This is a genomic window from Streptomyces sp. NPDC001406, from assembly GCF_042895285.1.
Lineage (GTDB): Bacteria > Actinomycetota > Actinomycetes > Streptomycetales > Streptomycetaceae > Streptomyces.
In genome coordinates, this window is record NZ_JBIAWG010000013.1 from 111365 (window position 1) to 126542 (window position 15178).

Here is a 15178-nt window from a genome sequence, read left to right on the forward strand (position 1 = left end):
CATTGCGCCCCTACCAGGTAGGGGTAGCCAAGGCGCAGGCTGGAGAGTGACCCGATCAGGGAGGTGAGCTGCCCATGGATGCTCTTGAAGTCGTCGTCGTCCTGGCCTCGGCAGTGCTGATCGCCGCGCTGGGCTGGTACTTCTTCGGCCCGCGCCGGGCTGGTGCCGCCCGGCTGGTAGGCGGGGTGCAGCGGGTGGACGTGACGGTGCGGGGTGGCTACAGCCCTGACCTGATCAAGGTCCGGCAAGGTATCCCGGTGGAGTTGGTGTTCGACCGGCAGGAAGCCGGCGAGTGCACCTCCCGTGTGGTCTTCCCCGATCTGCAGGTCGGAGCGGGCCTGCCCGCCCACGCGCACACCACGGTGCGGCTGAACCCGGACCGTCCGGGTTCCTTCGGCTTTTCCTGCGGCATGAACATGATCCACGGCACGCTGCTGGTCGAGCCCGCGGAAGGCGCCGTACCACCTGGGGCGGGCGGTCACGGCGGTACGGCCGCAGCTCCTGCTGCTGCCCCCGGCGGGCCGGCGGCGGGTGAGGAGCGGACGGCGGCCGAGTCGGAGGCCGCGGACGCCGCCGAGCGGCAGGCGGAGATCAAGGACCTCACCCGCAGAGTCGTGGTCGGCGCGGTGCTCACCGCCCCGGTGCTGTTCGCGGTGATGGCGCACGAGCTGTTCGGCGCGGACTGGGTGCCTGGATGGATGCTGAACAGCTGGTTGCAGCTGGCGCTGATCACGCCGGTGATGTTCTACACCGGGTGGCCGATCCATGTGACGGGCTGGCTGACCCTGCGCCACCGGGCCGCCGACATGAACTCGCTGATCACCCTGGGTACGAGTGCCGCCTACGGCTACAGCCTGCTGGTCACCCTTGCGCCCGGTCTGCTGCCCCAGGATGTGCGGGAGGTGTACTTCGAGACCGTCGGCGTCATCCTGACCCTGATCCTGCTCGGGCGGCTGCTGGAGGCCCGGGCCAAGGCCGGCACCGGTGAGGCCATCCGCGCTCTCCTGGGCCTGCAGGCCCGTACCGCCCGCGTCGTGCGGGACGGGAACGAGAGTGAAGTCCCCGTCGAGGACGTGCTGGTCGGAGACGTGCTCGTCATCCGGCCGGGGGAGAAGATCCCCGTCGACGCCGAGGTGCTCTCCGGCTCCTCCGCCGTGGATGAGTCGATGGTCAGCGGTGAGCCGATGCCCGTCACGAAGCACACCGGGGACACGGTCATCGGGGCCACCGTCAACGGCACCGGGTCCCTGCGGGTGCGGGCGGCCAAGGTCGGTGCGGACACGATGCTCGCCCAGATCATCCGCTTGGTGCAGCGGGCCCAGGCGTCCAAAGCCCCCATCCAGCGGCTTGCGGATGCCGTGTCGGCGTACTTCGTACCCGTGGTCATCGCCGTCGCGATCGGCACCTTTGCCGTCTGGTTCGCTCTGGGACCGTCTCCCGCGCTGACCCTGGCGCTGGTCTCGGCGGTCGCCGTGCTGATCATCGCCTGCCCGTGCGCGCTGGGCCTTGCCACGCCGCTGTCCGTGATGGTCGGTACGGGCAAGGGTGCTCAGGCCGGCATCCTGATCCGGTCGGCCGAGGCGCTGGAGACCGCGCACAAGCTGGACACCGTCGTGCTGGACAAGACCGGCACCGTCACCGCGGGCAAGCCCGTTCTGACCGACGTCCACCCCGTGGGCGGATTCGACGAGACAGAGCTTCTGCGGCTGGTCGCGGGGGCCGAGGCCGACAGCGAGCACCCGCTCGCGCGGGCCATCGTCACCGGCGTCCGTGACCGCGGTCTTCACGCGCCGGCGGCGACCGGCTTCGACTCGGTCACCGGCAAGGGCGTGCAGGCCACCCTCGACGGGCACGCCGTCCTGGTCGGCACCGCCCGGTTGCTGGGTGACGTCGGTATCGACACCGCCGCACTGACCCCTGTGGCGGCTGCCCTCTCCGCCGAGGGCAAGACACCCGTTCTCGCCGCGGTGGACGGACAGGCCGCCGGTGTGGTCGCCGTCGCCGACACCGTGAAGGACGACTCCGCCGCGGCCATTGCCGCCTTGCAGCGTCTCGGCGTCGAGGTCGTCATGCTCACCGGCGACAACGCCCGCACCGCCGCCGCGATCGCCGCGCAGGTCGGCGTCACCCGGGTGCTCGCCGAGGTGCTGCCCGAGCACAAGGCCGACGAGATACGACGGCTGCAGGCCGAGGGCCGTACTGTCGGCATGGTCGGCGACGGCATCAACGACGCCCCCGCGCTGGCCGCCGCCGACGTCGGCCTGGCCATCGGCACCGGCACCGACGTGGCCATCGAGGCCGCCGACATCACCCTGATCTCCGGCTCGCTCGGCGGAGTCGTCACGGCGATCCGGCTGTCGCGGGCCACGATGCGCAACATCCGGCAGAACCTGTTCTTCGCCCTGGTCTACAACGCCGTCGGCATCCCCCTGGCCGCCGGTGCCCTGTATCCGCTGTGGGGCATCCGGCTCAGCCCGATCGTCGCCGCCGCGGCCATGGCGCTCAGCTCGCTGTCGGTCGTCACCAACGCATCCCGGCTGCGCCGCTGGAGCCCCCAGCCGCTGCCCGATGTCCGGCCCGCCCGCAGCCGGCCCCGTGTCGAGTCGGCCGCCGACCGAGCACCGATCAGCAGCACGGCAACCACGGCGGGCGAGGGGCACCACCGCCACACCTCCCAGGGCGACAGCGACAGAGCGGTCGCGGACCCGGTGTGCGGCATGCAGGTGGACAAGGCGACCGCCGCCGAGCACCGCCGAACCGCAAACGGCACCTACTACTTCTGCTCCACCCATTGCGCCGCGACGTTCGACGCCGACCCGGACCGCTACACCGCCCCCACCACAGGCGGCACGCGCGAGGGAGACGAACCCCGATGACCCCCGCCGCCACCCCGCGCGACGCTCATGAGCAGCACACCCAGGCACCCGGATACGCCGACCACAAGGCCGACCACCTGGACCGCCTGAACAAGATCGAGGGCCAGATACGCGGCATCTCCCGCATGGTCACCGACGACCGCTACTGCATCGACGTCCTCACCCAGATCACTGCCGCCCGCCGCGCGCTGCAGGAGGTCGCGCTCGGCCTCCTCGACGACCACGTGCGCGGCTGCGTCACCAACGCCGCCCGCGCCGACCCCGCCCAGGCCGACGAGAAGTTCGCCGAGCTCACCGACACCTTGCGCCGCGCACTGCGTGTGTAGCCGCTCAGCCCTCCTTGCGGGTGGGCAGGCGCCATCCCGGGCGCGGGAAGTGGCAGGTGTACCCGTCGGGGTAGCGCTCCAGGTAGTCCTGGTGCTCGGGCTCGGCCTCCCAGAAGGGGCCGACCGGCTCCACCTCGGTGACGACCTTGCCCGGCCACAGCCCGGAGGCGTCCACGTCCGCGATGGTGTCCTCCGCGATCCTCTTCTGCTCGTCGTCCACGTAGTAGATCGCCGAGCGGTAGCTGAGACCGATGTCGTTGCCCTGGCGGTTCTTGGTGCTCGGGTCGTGGATCTGGAAGAAGAACTCCAAGATCGCGCGGTAGTCGGTCTTCTCGGGGTCGAAAAGGATCTCGATGGCCTCCGCGTGGGTGCCGTGGTTACGGTACGTCGCGTTCGGCACGTCACCCCCGGCGTATCCGACCCGGGTCGCTGTCACGCCCGGGAGCCGGCGGACGAGGTCCTGCATCCCCCAGAAACATCCGCCCGCCAGTACGGCCCTTTGCGTCTGCGCTGCCATTTCGGCCCCTTCGATGTCTTTCGTCGGTCACCCGGGCTGCTCGGCTTGCCTGCCGCCGGCATCCCGTACCTTCCGGCTCCATCAGCACCTGAAGCGTGCAAACAATTCCGTGCCTGCCGGCCCGCCATGGCTCAGTGTCCCGCGGACCCCTCGGGGCGTGCGTGGCGCGGCAGGAGGAACGCGAGCAGGAAGGTCAGGGCGAGCATGCCGTCGACGATCCACAGCAGCGTCTTCATGACGGAGCCGAAACCGGTCCGGAAGGACGACGACGCGGTGGCCTTCAGCGCGGCGGGTATCCGGTCACCGGCCTGAGGTGAGGACATGGCGGGCCCAGTGTCCTTCTCCAGGCGCGTGCAGGACGCCGGGGTCGCGGCAGGATCCTTGGCCACGGCCCGGTCCGAGGTGCAGGTACGCAGGTCCGCCACGATGCGTTCCTGAGCGGCGGGCGCGACGTGCGCCGCGGCCAGCTGCCCGCGCAGGCCGTCCGAGTGGTGGTCGACGGCGGAGGCGATCCCACCGCCCAGCAGACCGAAGAACACGGTGCCGAGGACGGCTACGCCGAAGGCGCCGCCGAGCTGCTGTATCGCGGTCATCGTGCCGGACGCAGAGCCTGTCTCGTGCTGCTCGACACTGGCGAGCACGATGTCGAAGAACGGCGCCATGAGCAGTCCCATCCCGATGCCGGTGACGAGGAGGGACGGCAGGAGCTGCCAGGGGCCGACGCCGCTTCCCACCAGGTCGAGGGTCAGCCACACGCCGAACACGCCGAGGGCCATGACCAGCGTGCCCGCCTGCAGGACGGCGCGTCCGAACCGGGCGACGCCCTGAGCGATCCCGAAGCCGACGATCATGCCGCCCGACCAGGGCACCATCACCAGTCCGGCCTTGAGCGGCGAGTAGCCGAGGCCGATCTGGGTGTAGAGGTTGAACACCAGCATGAAGCCCTGCATGGTCGAGAAGAAGACCAGGCCGAGGGTCATGCCGCCGCTGAATCCACGCTTGCGGAAGAGGCTGGGGACGACCAGCGGGTCCCGGCCGGCCTTGCTGCGGCGCGACTCGTACGTGGCGAAGGCGACGAAGACGACCACCGAGGCGGCCATCATCAGGAACGTCCACATGGGCCAGTCGTACTCACGGCCCTGGACCAGCGGGAAGATGATGAGCAGCGCGGCCAGCGAGACCAGGAGCATGCCGGGGATGTCGAGGCGCGGCTTGCTCTCGGACCGGCCCCTCGGCAGGTAGCGCAGGGCACCGAGGATGGCCGCGGCGCCCAGCGGCAGGTTGATCAGGAAGATCATCCGCCAGCCCGTGCCGAAGTAGTCGGCATCGACGAGCCAGCCCGCCAGGATCGGCCCGCACACCGCGGACAGTCCCATGACCGGGCCGAACATGCCGAAGGCCTTCTGCGACTCCTTCGGCGGGAACATCTCCTTGATCATGCCGAGGCCTTGCGGCAGCATCACGGCGCCGAACAGTCCCTGTACGACGCGTGCGGCGATCAGCATCTCGGGCGACGCGGACGTCGCGCACAGCAGCGACCCCAGGGTGAAGCCTGCGGCTCCCACCAGGAACATCCGGCGGCGCCCGTGGATGTCCCCGAGCCGCCCTCCGGTGACGAGCCCGACGGCCATCGAGAGCGTGTATGCGGCGGCGAGCCACTGCAGGGTGGACGCACCGCCGCCCAGGTCGGCCCGCATGGAGGGGCCTGCGATGTTCGTGACGACGGCGTCGAGGAGATCCATCACCTCGGCCGCGAGGATCACGAAGAGCGCAGCCCAGCGCCATCGGTAGGGCGCTGGTGAGTCGATGGGCGTCTCGGCGGACGCGACACCGGTGGTGGACATCGGAACTCCTCGTGAAAGGCCCGCGGAGACGGGCGACTGGGCGCTCGAATCGAGAGAACGCTGTTCACCGTAACAGAACAGTGCTCACCTGGAGAACGGTGTTCATTAAGATATAGCGTAACTTTGGACGCGAGCAAGATATATCGCGTCTGGGGGTCAGGTGAACGCCGCTCGCTCCGGAAGAACACTGTTCTCCCGACACCTAGACTGTCCTCATGACCGACGCGGCCGCCGGCACCCCCGCACCCCCTCCGCCGTCCCCCTGGGAGCGCGAGCGCCCCGTTCGCGCCCGCGTCGCCCCCGCGCGCGCCCCGCTGTCGCGCGAACGAGTCGTCGAGGCCGCCTTCACCGTGCTGGACCGCCAGGGGCTCGACGGGCTGTCGATGCGCCAGGTGGCGGCCGAGCTGGGGGTCACGGTCTCCGCCCTCTACGCCCACGTCAGCTCCAAGGACGACCTTCTGGAGCTGATGTACACACGGCTCTTCGACAGCTTCGAGATGCCCGCACCCGACCCCGAGCGGTGGCAGGACCAACTGCGGGACTTCGCCCGCTCCGTACGGCAGCGCCTGCAGTCCCACCGGGACATGGCCCGGATCTCCATGGGGCACGTCCCCTTCACCGCCGAACTGCTGCCGCACGTCGAGGCGTTGCTCGCCGTCTTCCGGACCGCCGGGCTGCCCGACCGCATCGCCGCGGAGGCGGGTGACCTCATCTCCACGTACATCGACGGGTTCGTCCTGGAGGAGGGCATGTGGCAGGACCGGGCCGCCCAGCAGAGCGGTGACGATCCCTCCATGGCCCGCCCCGACTGGCGCGAGATGGCCGACGAGATGCAGAACTACTTCGCATCCCTGCCTGCAGCGGACTTCCCCCATCTGCGCGCCCTGGCCGGACTGATGGTGACGGACTCCTCCGACGAGAGGTTCGACATCGGCCTGGAGATCATCCTGCGCGGCCTCGCGAGCTACCTGCCGGACTCGGGGGCGCGCGCGAATCCTGGCGATTGCCGGGCTCCGGACGCCACCTGATCGTGAGTCATGGGTTCGGCGAAACCTGGGATTCGGGCCGCGGCGCCGCCCGACTTGCAGCCACGCGCACGGAAGTTGTGGCGGTACGCAGCGCGCCGCAGGCGGTCTCGTGCGGACAGGCTACGGCCAAGTAGCTTTACGGCTCGTACAGAAGTCCGAGTGCCAGGGAGGCCGCGATGGGAGACCCCCGCCCCTTAGTCATCGACGCGACCGGCCGTGACATCCACGCCGAGGCTGCCCGGATCCGCGAGAGGGGACCAGTGACCCTCGTCGAACTTCCGGACGGTGTCGAGGCATGGGCCGTCAGCAGTCCGGAGCTGCTCAAACGCCTGCTCACCGACCCACGGGTGTCGAAGGACCCGCGCCGCCACTGGCCACGGTGGATCAACGGTGAAATCTCCCCGGAATGGCCGCTGTTCACCTGGGTCGCGGTGCAGAACATGTTCACCGCGTACGGCGGTGAGCACAAACGGCTGCGCGCTCTGGTCGCCAAGGCGTTCACCGCCCGACGCACCGCGGCGCTCCAGCCCCGGATCGAGGAGATCACCAAGACGCTGCTCGACGGACTGGAGGAGGCCGGGCGGCGGAATTCGGTGGTCGATCTGCGGGAGGGGTTCTGCTACCCCTTGCCGATCCAGGTCATCAGCGAGCTGTTCGGGCTGCCCGAGGAGCAGGGCGAGGAACTCCGGGCCGTTGTGGACGGCATCTTCCACACCTCCGCCAGCCCGGAGGAGGTCACGGACATCTACGCCCGGCTCTACGCGGCGCTCGGTGAGCTGGTGGCCCTCAAACGGCGGTCGCCCGGCGACGACCTGGCCTCGGCCCTCATCGCGGCCCGCGACGACGAGGGCGACACCCGGCTGAGCGAGCAGGAGCTGCTCGACACCCTGGTACTCATGGTGAGCGCCGGCCACGAGACCACGGTCAATCTCATCGACAACGCCATCCACCTCTTGCTCACCCACCCGGAGCAGCTCGCCCAGGTCCGCTCGGGCGGTGCTTCCTGGGACGACGCGATCGAGGAGGCGCTGCGGGTGGAGGCGCCGGTGGCCAGCCTGCCGCTGCGGTACGCCGTGGAGGACCTCGGCATGGAGGAGTTCGGCGGCCCGGCCGGAGTGGTGATCGGCAAGGGGGAGGCGATCCTCGCCGCGTATGCGGCCGCCGGACGTGACCCCGAGAAGTACGGCGCGGACGCCGACAGGTTCGACGTCGCCCGCGCCGACAAGGAGCATCTGGCGTTCGGCTACGGCGTGCACTTCTGCCTGGGAGCCCCGCTGGGGCGGCTGGAGGCCCGGATCGCGCTCCCGGCGCTCTTCGACCGCTTCCCCGGGCTCCGTCTCGCCAAGGAGGGGGAACTGGAGCCCGTCGACTCCTTCATCTCCAACGGCCACCGCGCCCTTCCCGCACTGCTGTCCTGATCACTCCCCGCGCCACCAGGACAGCAGCCGCGTCAACCAGCCGCGGCCCGTCCGGCTTGCCGGCGGCGCCGTGGGCGGACGTACGTCCGATGAGGAACTCTTGCGCCGCGTGGACCGATCGTCGTCCGAGGTGGGCTCGGCGGGTGGCAGGAACGGGGCCGCCGGGTAGACGACGGGAAGCGCGGCCAGCGCCCGGTGGAAGGGGCCGGGCCGCCAGGTCAACTCCTCGACAGGGACGGCCAGTTCGACATCGGGGAGGCGGTCGAGCAGCTTCTCGACCGCCACCGCCGCGATCAGCCGGGCCGGACTCTGGGCCGGGCAGGTGTGCGGGCCCGCGCTCCAGGCCAGATGGGCGCGGTTGCCCGCGCGCTGATCCGACGTCAGGGACGGGTCGGTGTTGGCGGCGGCCAGGCTGACCACGATCGGGTGGCCCACCCGCAGTGTCACCCCGTCGTGGACGACATCGTGCACGGGATAGTGCACGGCGTAGTTGGCCATGGGCGGGTCGGTCCACAGCACCTCGTCCAGGGCGTCCTCCACCGGCAGGCTGCCGCCGGACAGGGTGCCTTCGAACCGGTCGTCGGACAGCAGCAGCCGCAGACTGTTGGCGATGAGGTTCTGCTGGGGCTCGGTGCCCGCGCCCATCAGCAGGACCAGGCTGTGGACCATCTCCTCGTCGGTCAGTGCGGCGCGATGGGCCATGAGCCAGGACGTGACGTCCTGCCCGGGCCGGGCCCGCTTCAGTGTCACGAGGTCGAGCAGGGTCGTGGCGAGCAGTTCGTTCGCCTTCTCGGCGTCCACGCCGTCGAAGATCCCGGACATCCCCTCGACCAGCCGCACCCCGTACTCGGGCGGGCAGCCGAACAGCCGGTTGAACACCAGCAGCGGCAGGACCTGGGCGTACTCGCCGAGCAGGTCGGCCTTCCCGGCCGGCGCGATCCGGTCGATCAGGGTGTCGGCACTGGCCTCGACGTAGCCGCGCAGCGTGTTGGGATCCACCTGGGCCAGGCTGTCCGTGATCGCGTCGCGCAGTCTGCGGTGCTCGGCTCCGTCGGTCCACAGGGCGTTCGGCCGGTACATCATCATCGGGACGACCGGGCTGTCCATGGGAACGGTGCCGTCCGCCAGGTCCTGCCAGCGGCGGGGGTCCTTGGAGAAGGTCTCGGGGCTGCGCAGGACGTGCAGGGCCGCCTCGTAGCCGACGACGAGCGATGCGTGTACGCCGGGCGCGAGTTCGACCGGCGCGATCGGGCCCGCGGCCCGCAGCCGTCGGTAGGCGGCCGCGGGGTCGGCCGCGAACTCGGGCCCGTACAGGGGCTCGTGGGCGGGGCAGCGCGGTGGTGGTGTTGGCGAGGTCACGCGTTCTCCAGTTTGCCGGTGCGGGTCAGGAGGTATTCCACGAGGGCGATCAGGGCGTGTGTGGACGAGATCCGGTCGCGGGCGTCGCAGCGGACGAGCGGGGTCTCGGGGAGCAGGTCGAGGGCCTCGCGTATCTCGTCGAGGTCGTACGAGGGTGCGTCGTCGAACTGGTTGAGGGCGACCGCGTACGGTAGTCCGAGCTCCTCCAGTACGCCCATGACCTCGAAGGACTGGCTCAGCCGACGGGTGTCGGCGAGGACGAGGGCGCCGAGCGCGCCGCGGGTCATGTCCTGCCACAGCTGGGTGAAGCGCTGCTGGCCGGGGGTGCCGAAGAGGTAGAGCACCAGGCGGTCGTTGAGGGTCAGACGGCCGAAGTCCAGGGCGACGGTGGTGGTCGTCTTGTCCTTCATGCCGGCCAGGTCGTCGACGAGTGCGCCGGCCTCGGTCATGACCTCCTCGGTGCGCAGCGGCCGGATCTCGGAGAGCGCGCCGACGAGGGTGGTCTTGCCGACCGCGAAGTGGCCCACGACCAGCAGCTTGGCCGCGGTCTGCACGCTGGGGCGCAGATACAGGTTGCCGGCGGCGTGTTCAGAGGCGGGCGCGGAGCCCATCGAGCACCTCCTGGAGGATTCGGGCGTCGGTCGGCCGGGCTGCGGGGATGGGCGCGCGGGTGACGATGTGACCGCTGTCCATGAGGTCGGCGATCAGGACTTTGGTGACGCCGACCGGGAGGCCGAGGTGGCCGGCCACCTCGGCGACGGACAGTGCTCCCGGCCGGCACAGTTCCATGAGCCTGCGCTTTTCCGGGTTGAGCCCGGTCAGCGGCAGATCGTCGGTGGCGATCAGCAGCGTGACCAGGTCCAGGGTGTTGCGGGAGGGCTGGGCGCGGCCGTCCGTGATGACGTACGACCGCACCAGCCTGTCTGCGGGCCGGCGCCGGGGAGTCATGCCGGGCTGCCGGTGTCCTGCCGCGCCGGGCTGGTCAGCTCCTTGCCGAGCCGGTCGACGAGTTTGTGCATGCGGTACGTCACCGCCTCCATGTCCACGTCCTGGCTGGTGGAGACCGCGAGGTAGGCGCCTTCCCCGGCGGCGACGAGGAACACGTAGCCGTGCGCGAACTCGATCAGGGTCTGTCGCCACGGGGTGTGCGGGGTGCCGCAGAACTCGGCCGTGCTGCGGCTGATCGACTGGACTCCGGACAGGCCCGCGGCCAGCCGCTCGGCATCGTCCCGGTCGATGTCCTTGGAGTAGGCGCGGAGCATGCCGTCGGCGGAGAGCAGGATCGCGTGGAGCGCCTCCGGCACCTTCAGCACGTCGTCCAACATCCAGCCCAACTCGTTGTTGGTGGGCCCGGTCATTCGTGGCTGTTCCCTTCGTCTTCCTGGGGGGTGTGCTGGGCGGACCGGCCGGAGCGGGTGCCGCGGGCGAAGGCGCCCATGCGCCGGGCGTTCTCCTCGGCGGAGCGTCCGCCGACCTCGTCGGCGGGAGGGGGAGCGGGCTGTACGGCGGTTTCGCGGAGGGCACGGCGACGGCGTTTGGGCAGGCCTCCGGACGTGGTCGCCTCCGTGGTGCCGGGGTCGGGTTCCGGGTCGGCAGCCGGTAGTGCGTGTGCCGTTGGCACTGCCGTGGTCGCGGCAGGGGATGCGGGGGCGGACACGGTGGGGGAGTCCGTGCTCCGGGCGGGCGCCGCATCAGGGGTGGGTGCGGCCGGCGCGGCGGACAGCTGCCGCTCGGGCGTGGCGTCCAGGTGTGTGAGCAGGGCGGACGGCAGGAACAGTACGGCGCGTACGCCGCCGTAGGGGGAGACCGTGTCCACGGAGACGTTGAAGCCGTAGCGCCTGGCGAGCACCCCGATGACCGCGAAGCCGAACCGGGGCGGGTCGCCGAGCCGGGTGACGTCAGAGGTGTGCCCGCCGCTCAGCAGTTCGGCGGCATGCCCGGCGGCCTGGCCGTCCATGCCGACGCCTGCGTCGTCGATCACCACGCAGGCGCCGTTGTGCACCGCCTGGATGGTGACCTCGACGGTCGTATTGGGCTGAGAGTGGCGTGCGGCGTTGTCGAGCAGCTCGGCGACCGCGAGTACCACCGGTTCCACCGTCCGGCTGGCCACGGCGATGGCGACCTCGCCGTGGATGCGGATGCGCCGGTAGTCGCGGATGCGGGAGGTGGCGCCGCGTACGACCTCGATGAGTGCGGAGGTGGCACGCTGACGGCCGGGCCACGAGCCGCAGAGCACGGCGATGGCCTGGGCCCGGCGGCCGAACTGGGCGTTGGTGTGGTCGATTTCGAGCAGGTCGCGCAGCACGTGGGGGTGGTCGTGCCGGTCCTGCATCTCCGCGATGGACACCTGCTGTTCGTTGGCCAGGGCCTGGATGGATCGCATGGACGCCTTCAGGGCGGCCTTCGCGGACTGGTCGGCACGGGACTGCGCGTCCTCGACGGCTCCGGCGAACCGTGCCAGCACCTCGTCCAGGCACTTGGCGAACTCCGTGTCGGCGAGCCGGGTGTCGAGCGGACCGACGGCCGGGGACCGCTGCCGGGCCGCATCCTCCAGGGCCGGCAGCCGGGCGGACACGAGGTGACGTACTTCCTCGTCCCGCGCCCGCAGGCCGTCCGCGAGTTCGGCGTTGCGACGGCGCTGCCGTGCGGTGATCCCGCGTTGGCGCACCAGCAGCACGGTGACGGCGAACAGGCATACGGCCAGGCACCAGAACACCGCTTCCGGTATCTGTTCGGTCATGAAGTCCTCAAAGACGGACGTGAGTTGACGGGCGCTTGACGGTAGCGACGGTTCCGCGCCCGTACTTGTGCGTGCGCGCAAGGAAGTTGTCACCAGGCGCAAACAGGCCGGATGAGACGTTTCAGGCGACCGGCTTACCTTTGGCATATGCCAAACGGCTGAGATTGCCTTACGGGGACCGGCTGTTGCCCTAGTCTGACTACGCGTAACGGCCGATGGCGGCGAAGGACACGACGCCGCTCGTCAAACGTCGTCGTGACGCGTCGCAGCGGAGGAGATGGGTTGTCCGCGGGAAGCTACTTCGTGGAGACGACCAGGACCGGAGAGGTCTCGTCGCGCGAGGGGACCGACCTCTGGAGCGAGCGCATCGACGTCTACCAGACGCGCATGGACTACCGGTTCACCCAACCCGACACCTTCCGGGGCGAGCTGGTCCGGCAACGCAGTGACAACTACCAGCTCGTCAAATGGCGCAGCGACCAGATCGAGTACGTCCGCACTCCCGGCCTGATCCGCCAGAAACCCGACCCCGACTACCGGTTCGTCCTCCCGCTCGCCGGCGAGGTGGTCCTGCGGCAGGACGACCAGGAGACACGGCTGACGCCGGGGACGGGCAGCCTGCTGACGCTGGGCGCGCCCTTCGAACTGCTCCACGACGCGTCCTTGGACGGATTCATCCTGTCGATCCCGGCCCGGGAGATCGACAGCCCGCTGAACCGGAAGGCCCCGCTGGCCACCGGAATCGATCTGGGCCGAGGGCTGGGCCGCATCGTGCTCGGCATGGTGCGCACCCTGCACGAGGAGCGCGACCAACTCACCGCCACGGCATTCGACGCGATCTCCGACCGCATCGTCGAGCTTCTGTGCATGCTCGCCTGCGGCGACGACCGCCCCGACGTCCCGGGCCATCTCATCGAGGTCGAGGCGCTCGTCCGGCGCTACGTCCGCGACCACGCGGCCGATCCCGGCCTCACGGGTGCGTCCATGGCACGCGCCCTCGGCTGGTCCCTGCGCCAGATCCAGCTGGCCCTCCAGTGTGTGGGTACCACTCCTCGTGGACTGATCCGTGAAGAGCGTCTGCGCCTGGTTCGCGACCGCCTCCAGTGCGCCGACTGTGAGCACATGACGATCACGGAATTGGCCTACGCCTCGGGGTTCTCCTCGGCCAGCGCGCTGAGCACGGCCTTCCGACAGCGCTATGGCCTCAGCCCCCGGGAGATGCGCGACAGAACCCGTCGGGCATGTGTGCCGACTCCGGCCGACGCGGACTTGCACTCCGTGTGAGCGGCCGGTGGCGGCACGGTGTGGCTACGGACCGGGTGAAAGACCAGGTCAGCCGACCTTGAGGAGGCCGGCTTCGACGACGGCGCGGCCGAAGGGGCCGGCGAGTTCGGCAAGACGCTCGCAGTCGGTGTCACCCAGGGCGGCGTAGGCGGGGAGGGCCAGGTGGTCGGTGCGGTCCTCGATGTGCCGGCGCAGGCGTGCGCCTTCCGGACTGAGGGAGTCGCCGTCGAGGAGACCTCGCGTGCGCAGGCGCTCTTTGGTGGCGACCCACTCGTCCTCGGGCCATGCGCGGCTCGCCTTGAGGAAGTCGACGGGGACCTCGGCGGTGGCGGCGTGCAGAATCAAGGCCTCCAGGCCTCCCACGCCCTCGGTCAGCAAGCACGCGACATGGCCGTCTCCACGGAACTCCCGGAGCAGCGTCTGGGCGTGCCAGAGTTGCAGTACCGGTTCGTCCGGCCAGGGCAGCGCGGCATGCGCGGCGAACAGCGGGCGGCCCTGAGCGTACTCGCGGGCTGCTTCGGCGGCCCTGCGCGTCAGCGCCAAGACCTCGTCGAAAGCGGGGAGTTCGTGGATCCCGGCCCGCCGCAGGGCCTCACTCGCGCCCGCGTACCGCGCGTCCAGCACCTGCTGTGGTGTCGTCGCGTCCCAGACCCCGTGGACCGCCTTCCGTACCAGATCGGGGTTGAAGTTGTAGAAGGTCGCGATGACGAGCTCGGCGGATGCCCGGCCGAAGGCGGCGCTGCGGGAAGCGAAGTACCCGGCCCGTCCGCCCAGTCCGAGCTCCGCGTACCGCCGCCTTGCCTCGGGGGCGAAGTAGATCATGCCGTGCACGGGTTCGAGCCGGCGCCAGGCTGCTCGCGCTGTCTTCAAGGGGGTCACCTTCCGGGATTCGGCAGACGGGTGTTCGCTGAGGTTCCTCACTCGCCGTGCGCGCGCAGATGTTCGAGCAGCAGACGGCTCAGCGTCTCGGGCGCCTCCTCGGGGACCCAGTGGCTGACGCCCTGGAGGGTCTCGAAGCGGTACGGCCCGTTGACCCACTGCCCCGTCTCCTGTGCGGCCGCCGGGCCGAACGCGCTGTCCTCCGTGCTCCAGACATACAGCGTGGGCACGTCGATGGCGCGGATCGCGCCGTCAGGGCGGCCGGCCCGGTACCAGTTCAGCGCCGCGGTGAGAGCGCCCGGCTGGGAGAGGTGCCGCACGTAGGCCTCGACACTGTCCTGCGGGATCTTTCCGGCGTAGACGGAGCGAAGCGCCTTGGCGTTGTCGGCGAGCATGAGCTCTTCCGTCGCGGGCGTTTCGCGCCAGTCGATCATGTAGCGCGAGCGTTCGCGCTGGTCCGGGTCGGTGCGCAGAGTGGTGGCGAGGGCGCCCGGGTGCGGGGTCGAGACAACCGTCAGGGTGCGTACGCGGCCGGGGTGGGCCTGGGCGGTCCACCACGCCACCGCGCCTCCCCAGTCATGACCGACCAGATCGAACGAGGCCCAGCCCAACTCCTCCGTGATCGCGACCACATCGTCGACCAGGACGCTGATGCGGTAGTCCTCGGGCCGTTCGGGGCGAGCCCCGGGGGAGTATCCACGCTGGTCGGGTGCCACGACCCGGTATCCCTGCGCGGCGAGCGTCGCGATCTGCTGCCGCCATGCCAGGCCCGTCTGCGGGAAGCCGTGCAGCAACAGCACCGGGCGACCCTCGCGCGGGCCCGCCGCGACCGCGTCGAACAGGCCCGCCGCGGTGGAGATGCTCGACTCGGTCACGGTCCGCCCCTTCATACCGACTGGTCGGTCAG

The 15178-nt window shown here is 70.4% G+C and carries 14 protein-coding genes; 5 read left to right on the plus strand and 9 right to left on the minus strand.

What is annotated here, in order from left to right:
- Positions 1 to 74 precede the first annotated feature (74 nt).
- Together ACFY1J_RS30050 and ACFY1J_RS30055 are read left to right on the plus strand one after the other, a co-directional pair.
- Complete coding sequence (locus tag ACFY1J_RS30050) at positions 75 to 2876, plus strand: heavy metal translocating P-type ATPase (RefSeq protein WP_390732306.1); 2802 nt, start codon at positions 75 to 77, stop codon at positions 2874 to 2876.
- Entirely contained in the window at positions 2873 to 3202 is a 330-nt protein-coding gene (locus tag ACFY1J_RS30055; protein WP_390711137.1) for a metal-sensitive transcriptional regulator, read from the plus strand. Before ACFY1J_RS30050 ends, ACFY1J_RS30055 begins: the two co-directional genes overlap by 4 nt.
- A 4-nt stretch (positions 3203 to 3206) precedes the next feature.
- Here the strand turns inward: ACFY1J_RS30055 and msrA are convergent, their stop codons facing one another.
- On the minus strand, positions 3207 to 3719 hold the full coding sequence (msrA, locus tag ACFY1J_RS30060) for a peptide-methionine (S)-S-oxide reductase MsrA (protein ID WP_390732307.1): 513 nt from the start codon (positions 3717 to 3719) through the stop codon (positions 3207 to 3209).
- Positions 3720 to 3850: 131 nt separating this feature from the next.
- On the minus strand, positions 3851 to 5563 hold the full coding sequence (locus ACFY1J_RS30065) for an MFS transporter (protein WP_390732308.1): 1713 nt from the start codon (positions 5561 to 5563) through the stop codon (positions 3851 to 3853).
- Positions 5564 to 5778: 215 nt separating this feature from the next.
- Here ACFY1J_RS30065 and ACFY1J_RS30070 point away from each other — a divergent pair, with 215 nt between their 5' ends.
- A complete protein-coding gene (locus ACFY1J_RS30070) occupies positions 5779 to 6591 on the plus strand; it encodes a TetR/AcrR family transcriptional regulator (RefSeq protein ID WP_390711134.1) in 813 nt (270 codons plus the stop codon).
- A 176-nt stretch (positions 6592 to 6767) separates the two neighbouring features.
- Entirely contained in the window at positions 6768 to 8009 is a 1242-nt protein-coding gene (locus ACFY1J_RS30075) for a cytochrome P450 (RefSeq protein ID WP_390711133.1), read from the plus strand.
- On the opposite strand, the gene ACFY1J_RS30080 is transcribed toward ACFY1J_RS30075, so the two are convergent.
- Genes ACFY1J_RS30080 through ACFY1J_RS30100 form a run of 5 tightly spaced genes read right to left on the minus strand, consistent with a single transcriptional unit; the run spans position 8010 to position 12108 of the window.
- A complete protein-coding gene (locus tag ACFY1J_RS30080) occupies positions 8010 to 9368 on the minus strand; it encodes a cytochrome P450 (protein ID WP_390732309.1) in 1359 nt (452 codons plus the stop codon).
- The gene (locus ACFY1J_RS30085; RefSeq protein ID WP_390711131.1) at positions 9365 to 9979 is read right to left on the minus strand and encodes an ATP/GTP-binding protein; all 615 of its coding nucleotides are present in this window, start codon (positions 9977 to 9979) and stop codon (positions 9365 to 9367) included. The genes ACFY1J_RS30080 and ACFY1J_RS30085 overlap by 4 nt, the downstream gene beginning before the upstream one ends.
- On the minus strand, positions 9957 to 10316 hold the full coding sequence (locus ACFY1J_RS30090; RefSeq protein ID WP_363295965.1) for a DUF742 domain-containing protein: 360 nt from the start codon (positions 10314 to 10316) through the stop codon (positions 9957 to 9959). Before ACFY1J_RS30090 ends, ACFY1J_RS30085 begins: the two co-directional genes overlap by 23 nt.
- On the minus strand, positions 10313 to 10726 hold the full coding sequence (locus ACFY1J_RS30095) for a roadblock/LC7 domain-containing protein (RefSeq protein ID WP_390711130.1): 414 nt from the start codon (positions 10724 to 10726) through the stop codon (positions 10313 to 10315). Before ACFY1J_RS30095 ends, ACFY1J_RS30090 begins: the two co-directional genes overlap by 4 nt.
- Positions 10723 to 12108: an ATP-binding protein gene (locus ACFY1J_RS30100; protein ID WP_390732310.1), complete on the minus strand. Its 1386-nt coding sequence runs from the start codon at positions 12106 to 12108 to the stop codon at positions 10723 to 10725. Before ACFY1J_RS30100 ends, ACFY1J_RS30095 begins: the two co-directional genes overlap by 4 nt.
- A gap of 282 nt (positions 12109 to 12390) precedes the next feature.
- Between ACFY1J_RS30100 and ACFY1J_RS30105 the strand changes: the two genes are divergently transcribed.
- Positions 12391 to 13392, plus strand: coding sequence for an AraC family transcriptional regulator (locus tag ACFY1J_RS30105; protein ID WP_390711128.1), 1002 nt, complete (start codon positions 12391 to 12393; stop codon positions 13390 to 13392).
- A 48-nt stretch (positions 13393 to 13440) separates the two neighbouring features.
- Here ACFY1J_RS30105 and ACFY1J_RS30110 read toward each other — a convergent pair whose 3' ends face one another.
- Entirely contained in the window at positions 13441 to 14262 is an 822-nt protein-coding gene (locus tag ACFY1J_RS30110) for a hypothetical protein (RefSeq protein ID WP_390732311.1), read from the minus strand.
- A gap of 47 nt (positions 14263 to 14309) precedes the next feature.
- Complete coding sequence (locus ACFY1J_RS30115; protein WP_390711126.1) at positions 14310 to 15146, minus strand: alpha/beta fold hydrolase; 837 nt, start codon at positions 15144 to 15146, stop codon at positions 14310 to 14312.
- Positions 15147 to 15178 lie beyond the last annotated feature (32 nt).

Excerpts from the sequence above, each read along its gene's own strand:
- ACFY1J_RS30065 (WP_390732308.1), bottom strand. The coding sequence starts at position 5,563 with ATGTCCACCACCGGTGTCGCGTCCGCCGAGACGCCCATCGACTCACCA.
- ACFY1J_RS30050 (WP_390732306.1), top strand. The coding sequence starts at position 75 with ATGGATGCTCTTGAAGTCGTCGTCGTCCTGGCCTCGGCAGTGCTGATC.
- ACFY1J_RS30070 (WP_390711134.1), top strand. The coding sequence starts at position 5,779 with ATGACCGACGCGGCCGCCGGCACCCCCGCACCCCCTCCGCCGTCCCCC.
- ACFY1J_RS30090 (WP_363295965.1), bottom strand. The coding sequence starts at position 10,316 with ATGACTCCCCGGCGCCGGCCCGCAGACAGGCTGGTGCGGTCGTACGTC.
- ACFY1J_RS30100 (WP_390732310.1), bottom strand. The coding sequence starts at position 12,108 with ATGACCGAACAGATACCGGAAGCGGTGTTCTGGTGCCTGGCCGTATGC.
- ACFY1J_RS30085 (WP_390711131.1), bottom strand. The coding sequence starts at position 9,979 with ATGGGCTCCGCGCCCGCCTCTGAACACGCCGCCGGCAACCTGTATCTG.
- msrA (WP_390732307.1), bottom strand. The coding sequence starts at position 3,719 with ATGGCAGCGCAGACGCAAAGGGCCGTACTGGCGGGCGGATGTTTCTGG.
- ACFY1J_RS30055 (WP_390711137.1), top strand. The coding sequence starts at position 2,873 with ATGACCCCCGCCGCCACCCCGCGCGACGCTCATGAGCAGCACACCCAG.
- ACFY1J_RS30075 (WP_390711133.1), top strand. The coding sequence starts at position 6,768 with ATGGGAGACCCCCGCCCCTTAGTCATCGACGCGACCGGCCGTGACATC.
- ACFY1J_RS30095 (WP_390711130.1), bottom strand. The coding sequence starts at position 10,726 with ATGACCGGGCCCACCAACAACGAGTTGGGCTGGATGTTGGACGACGTG.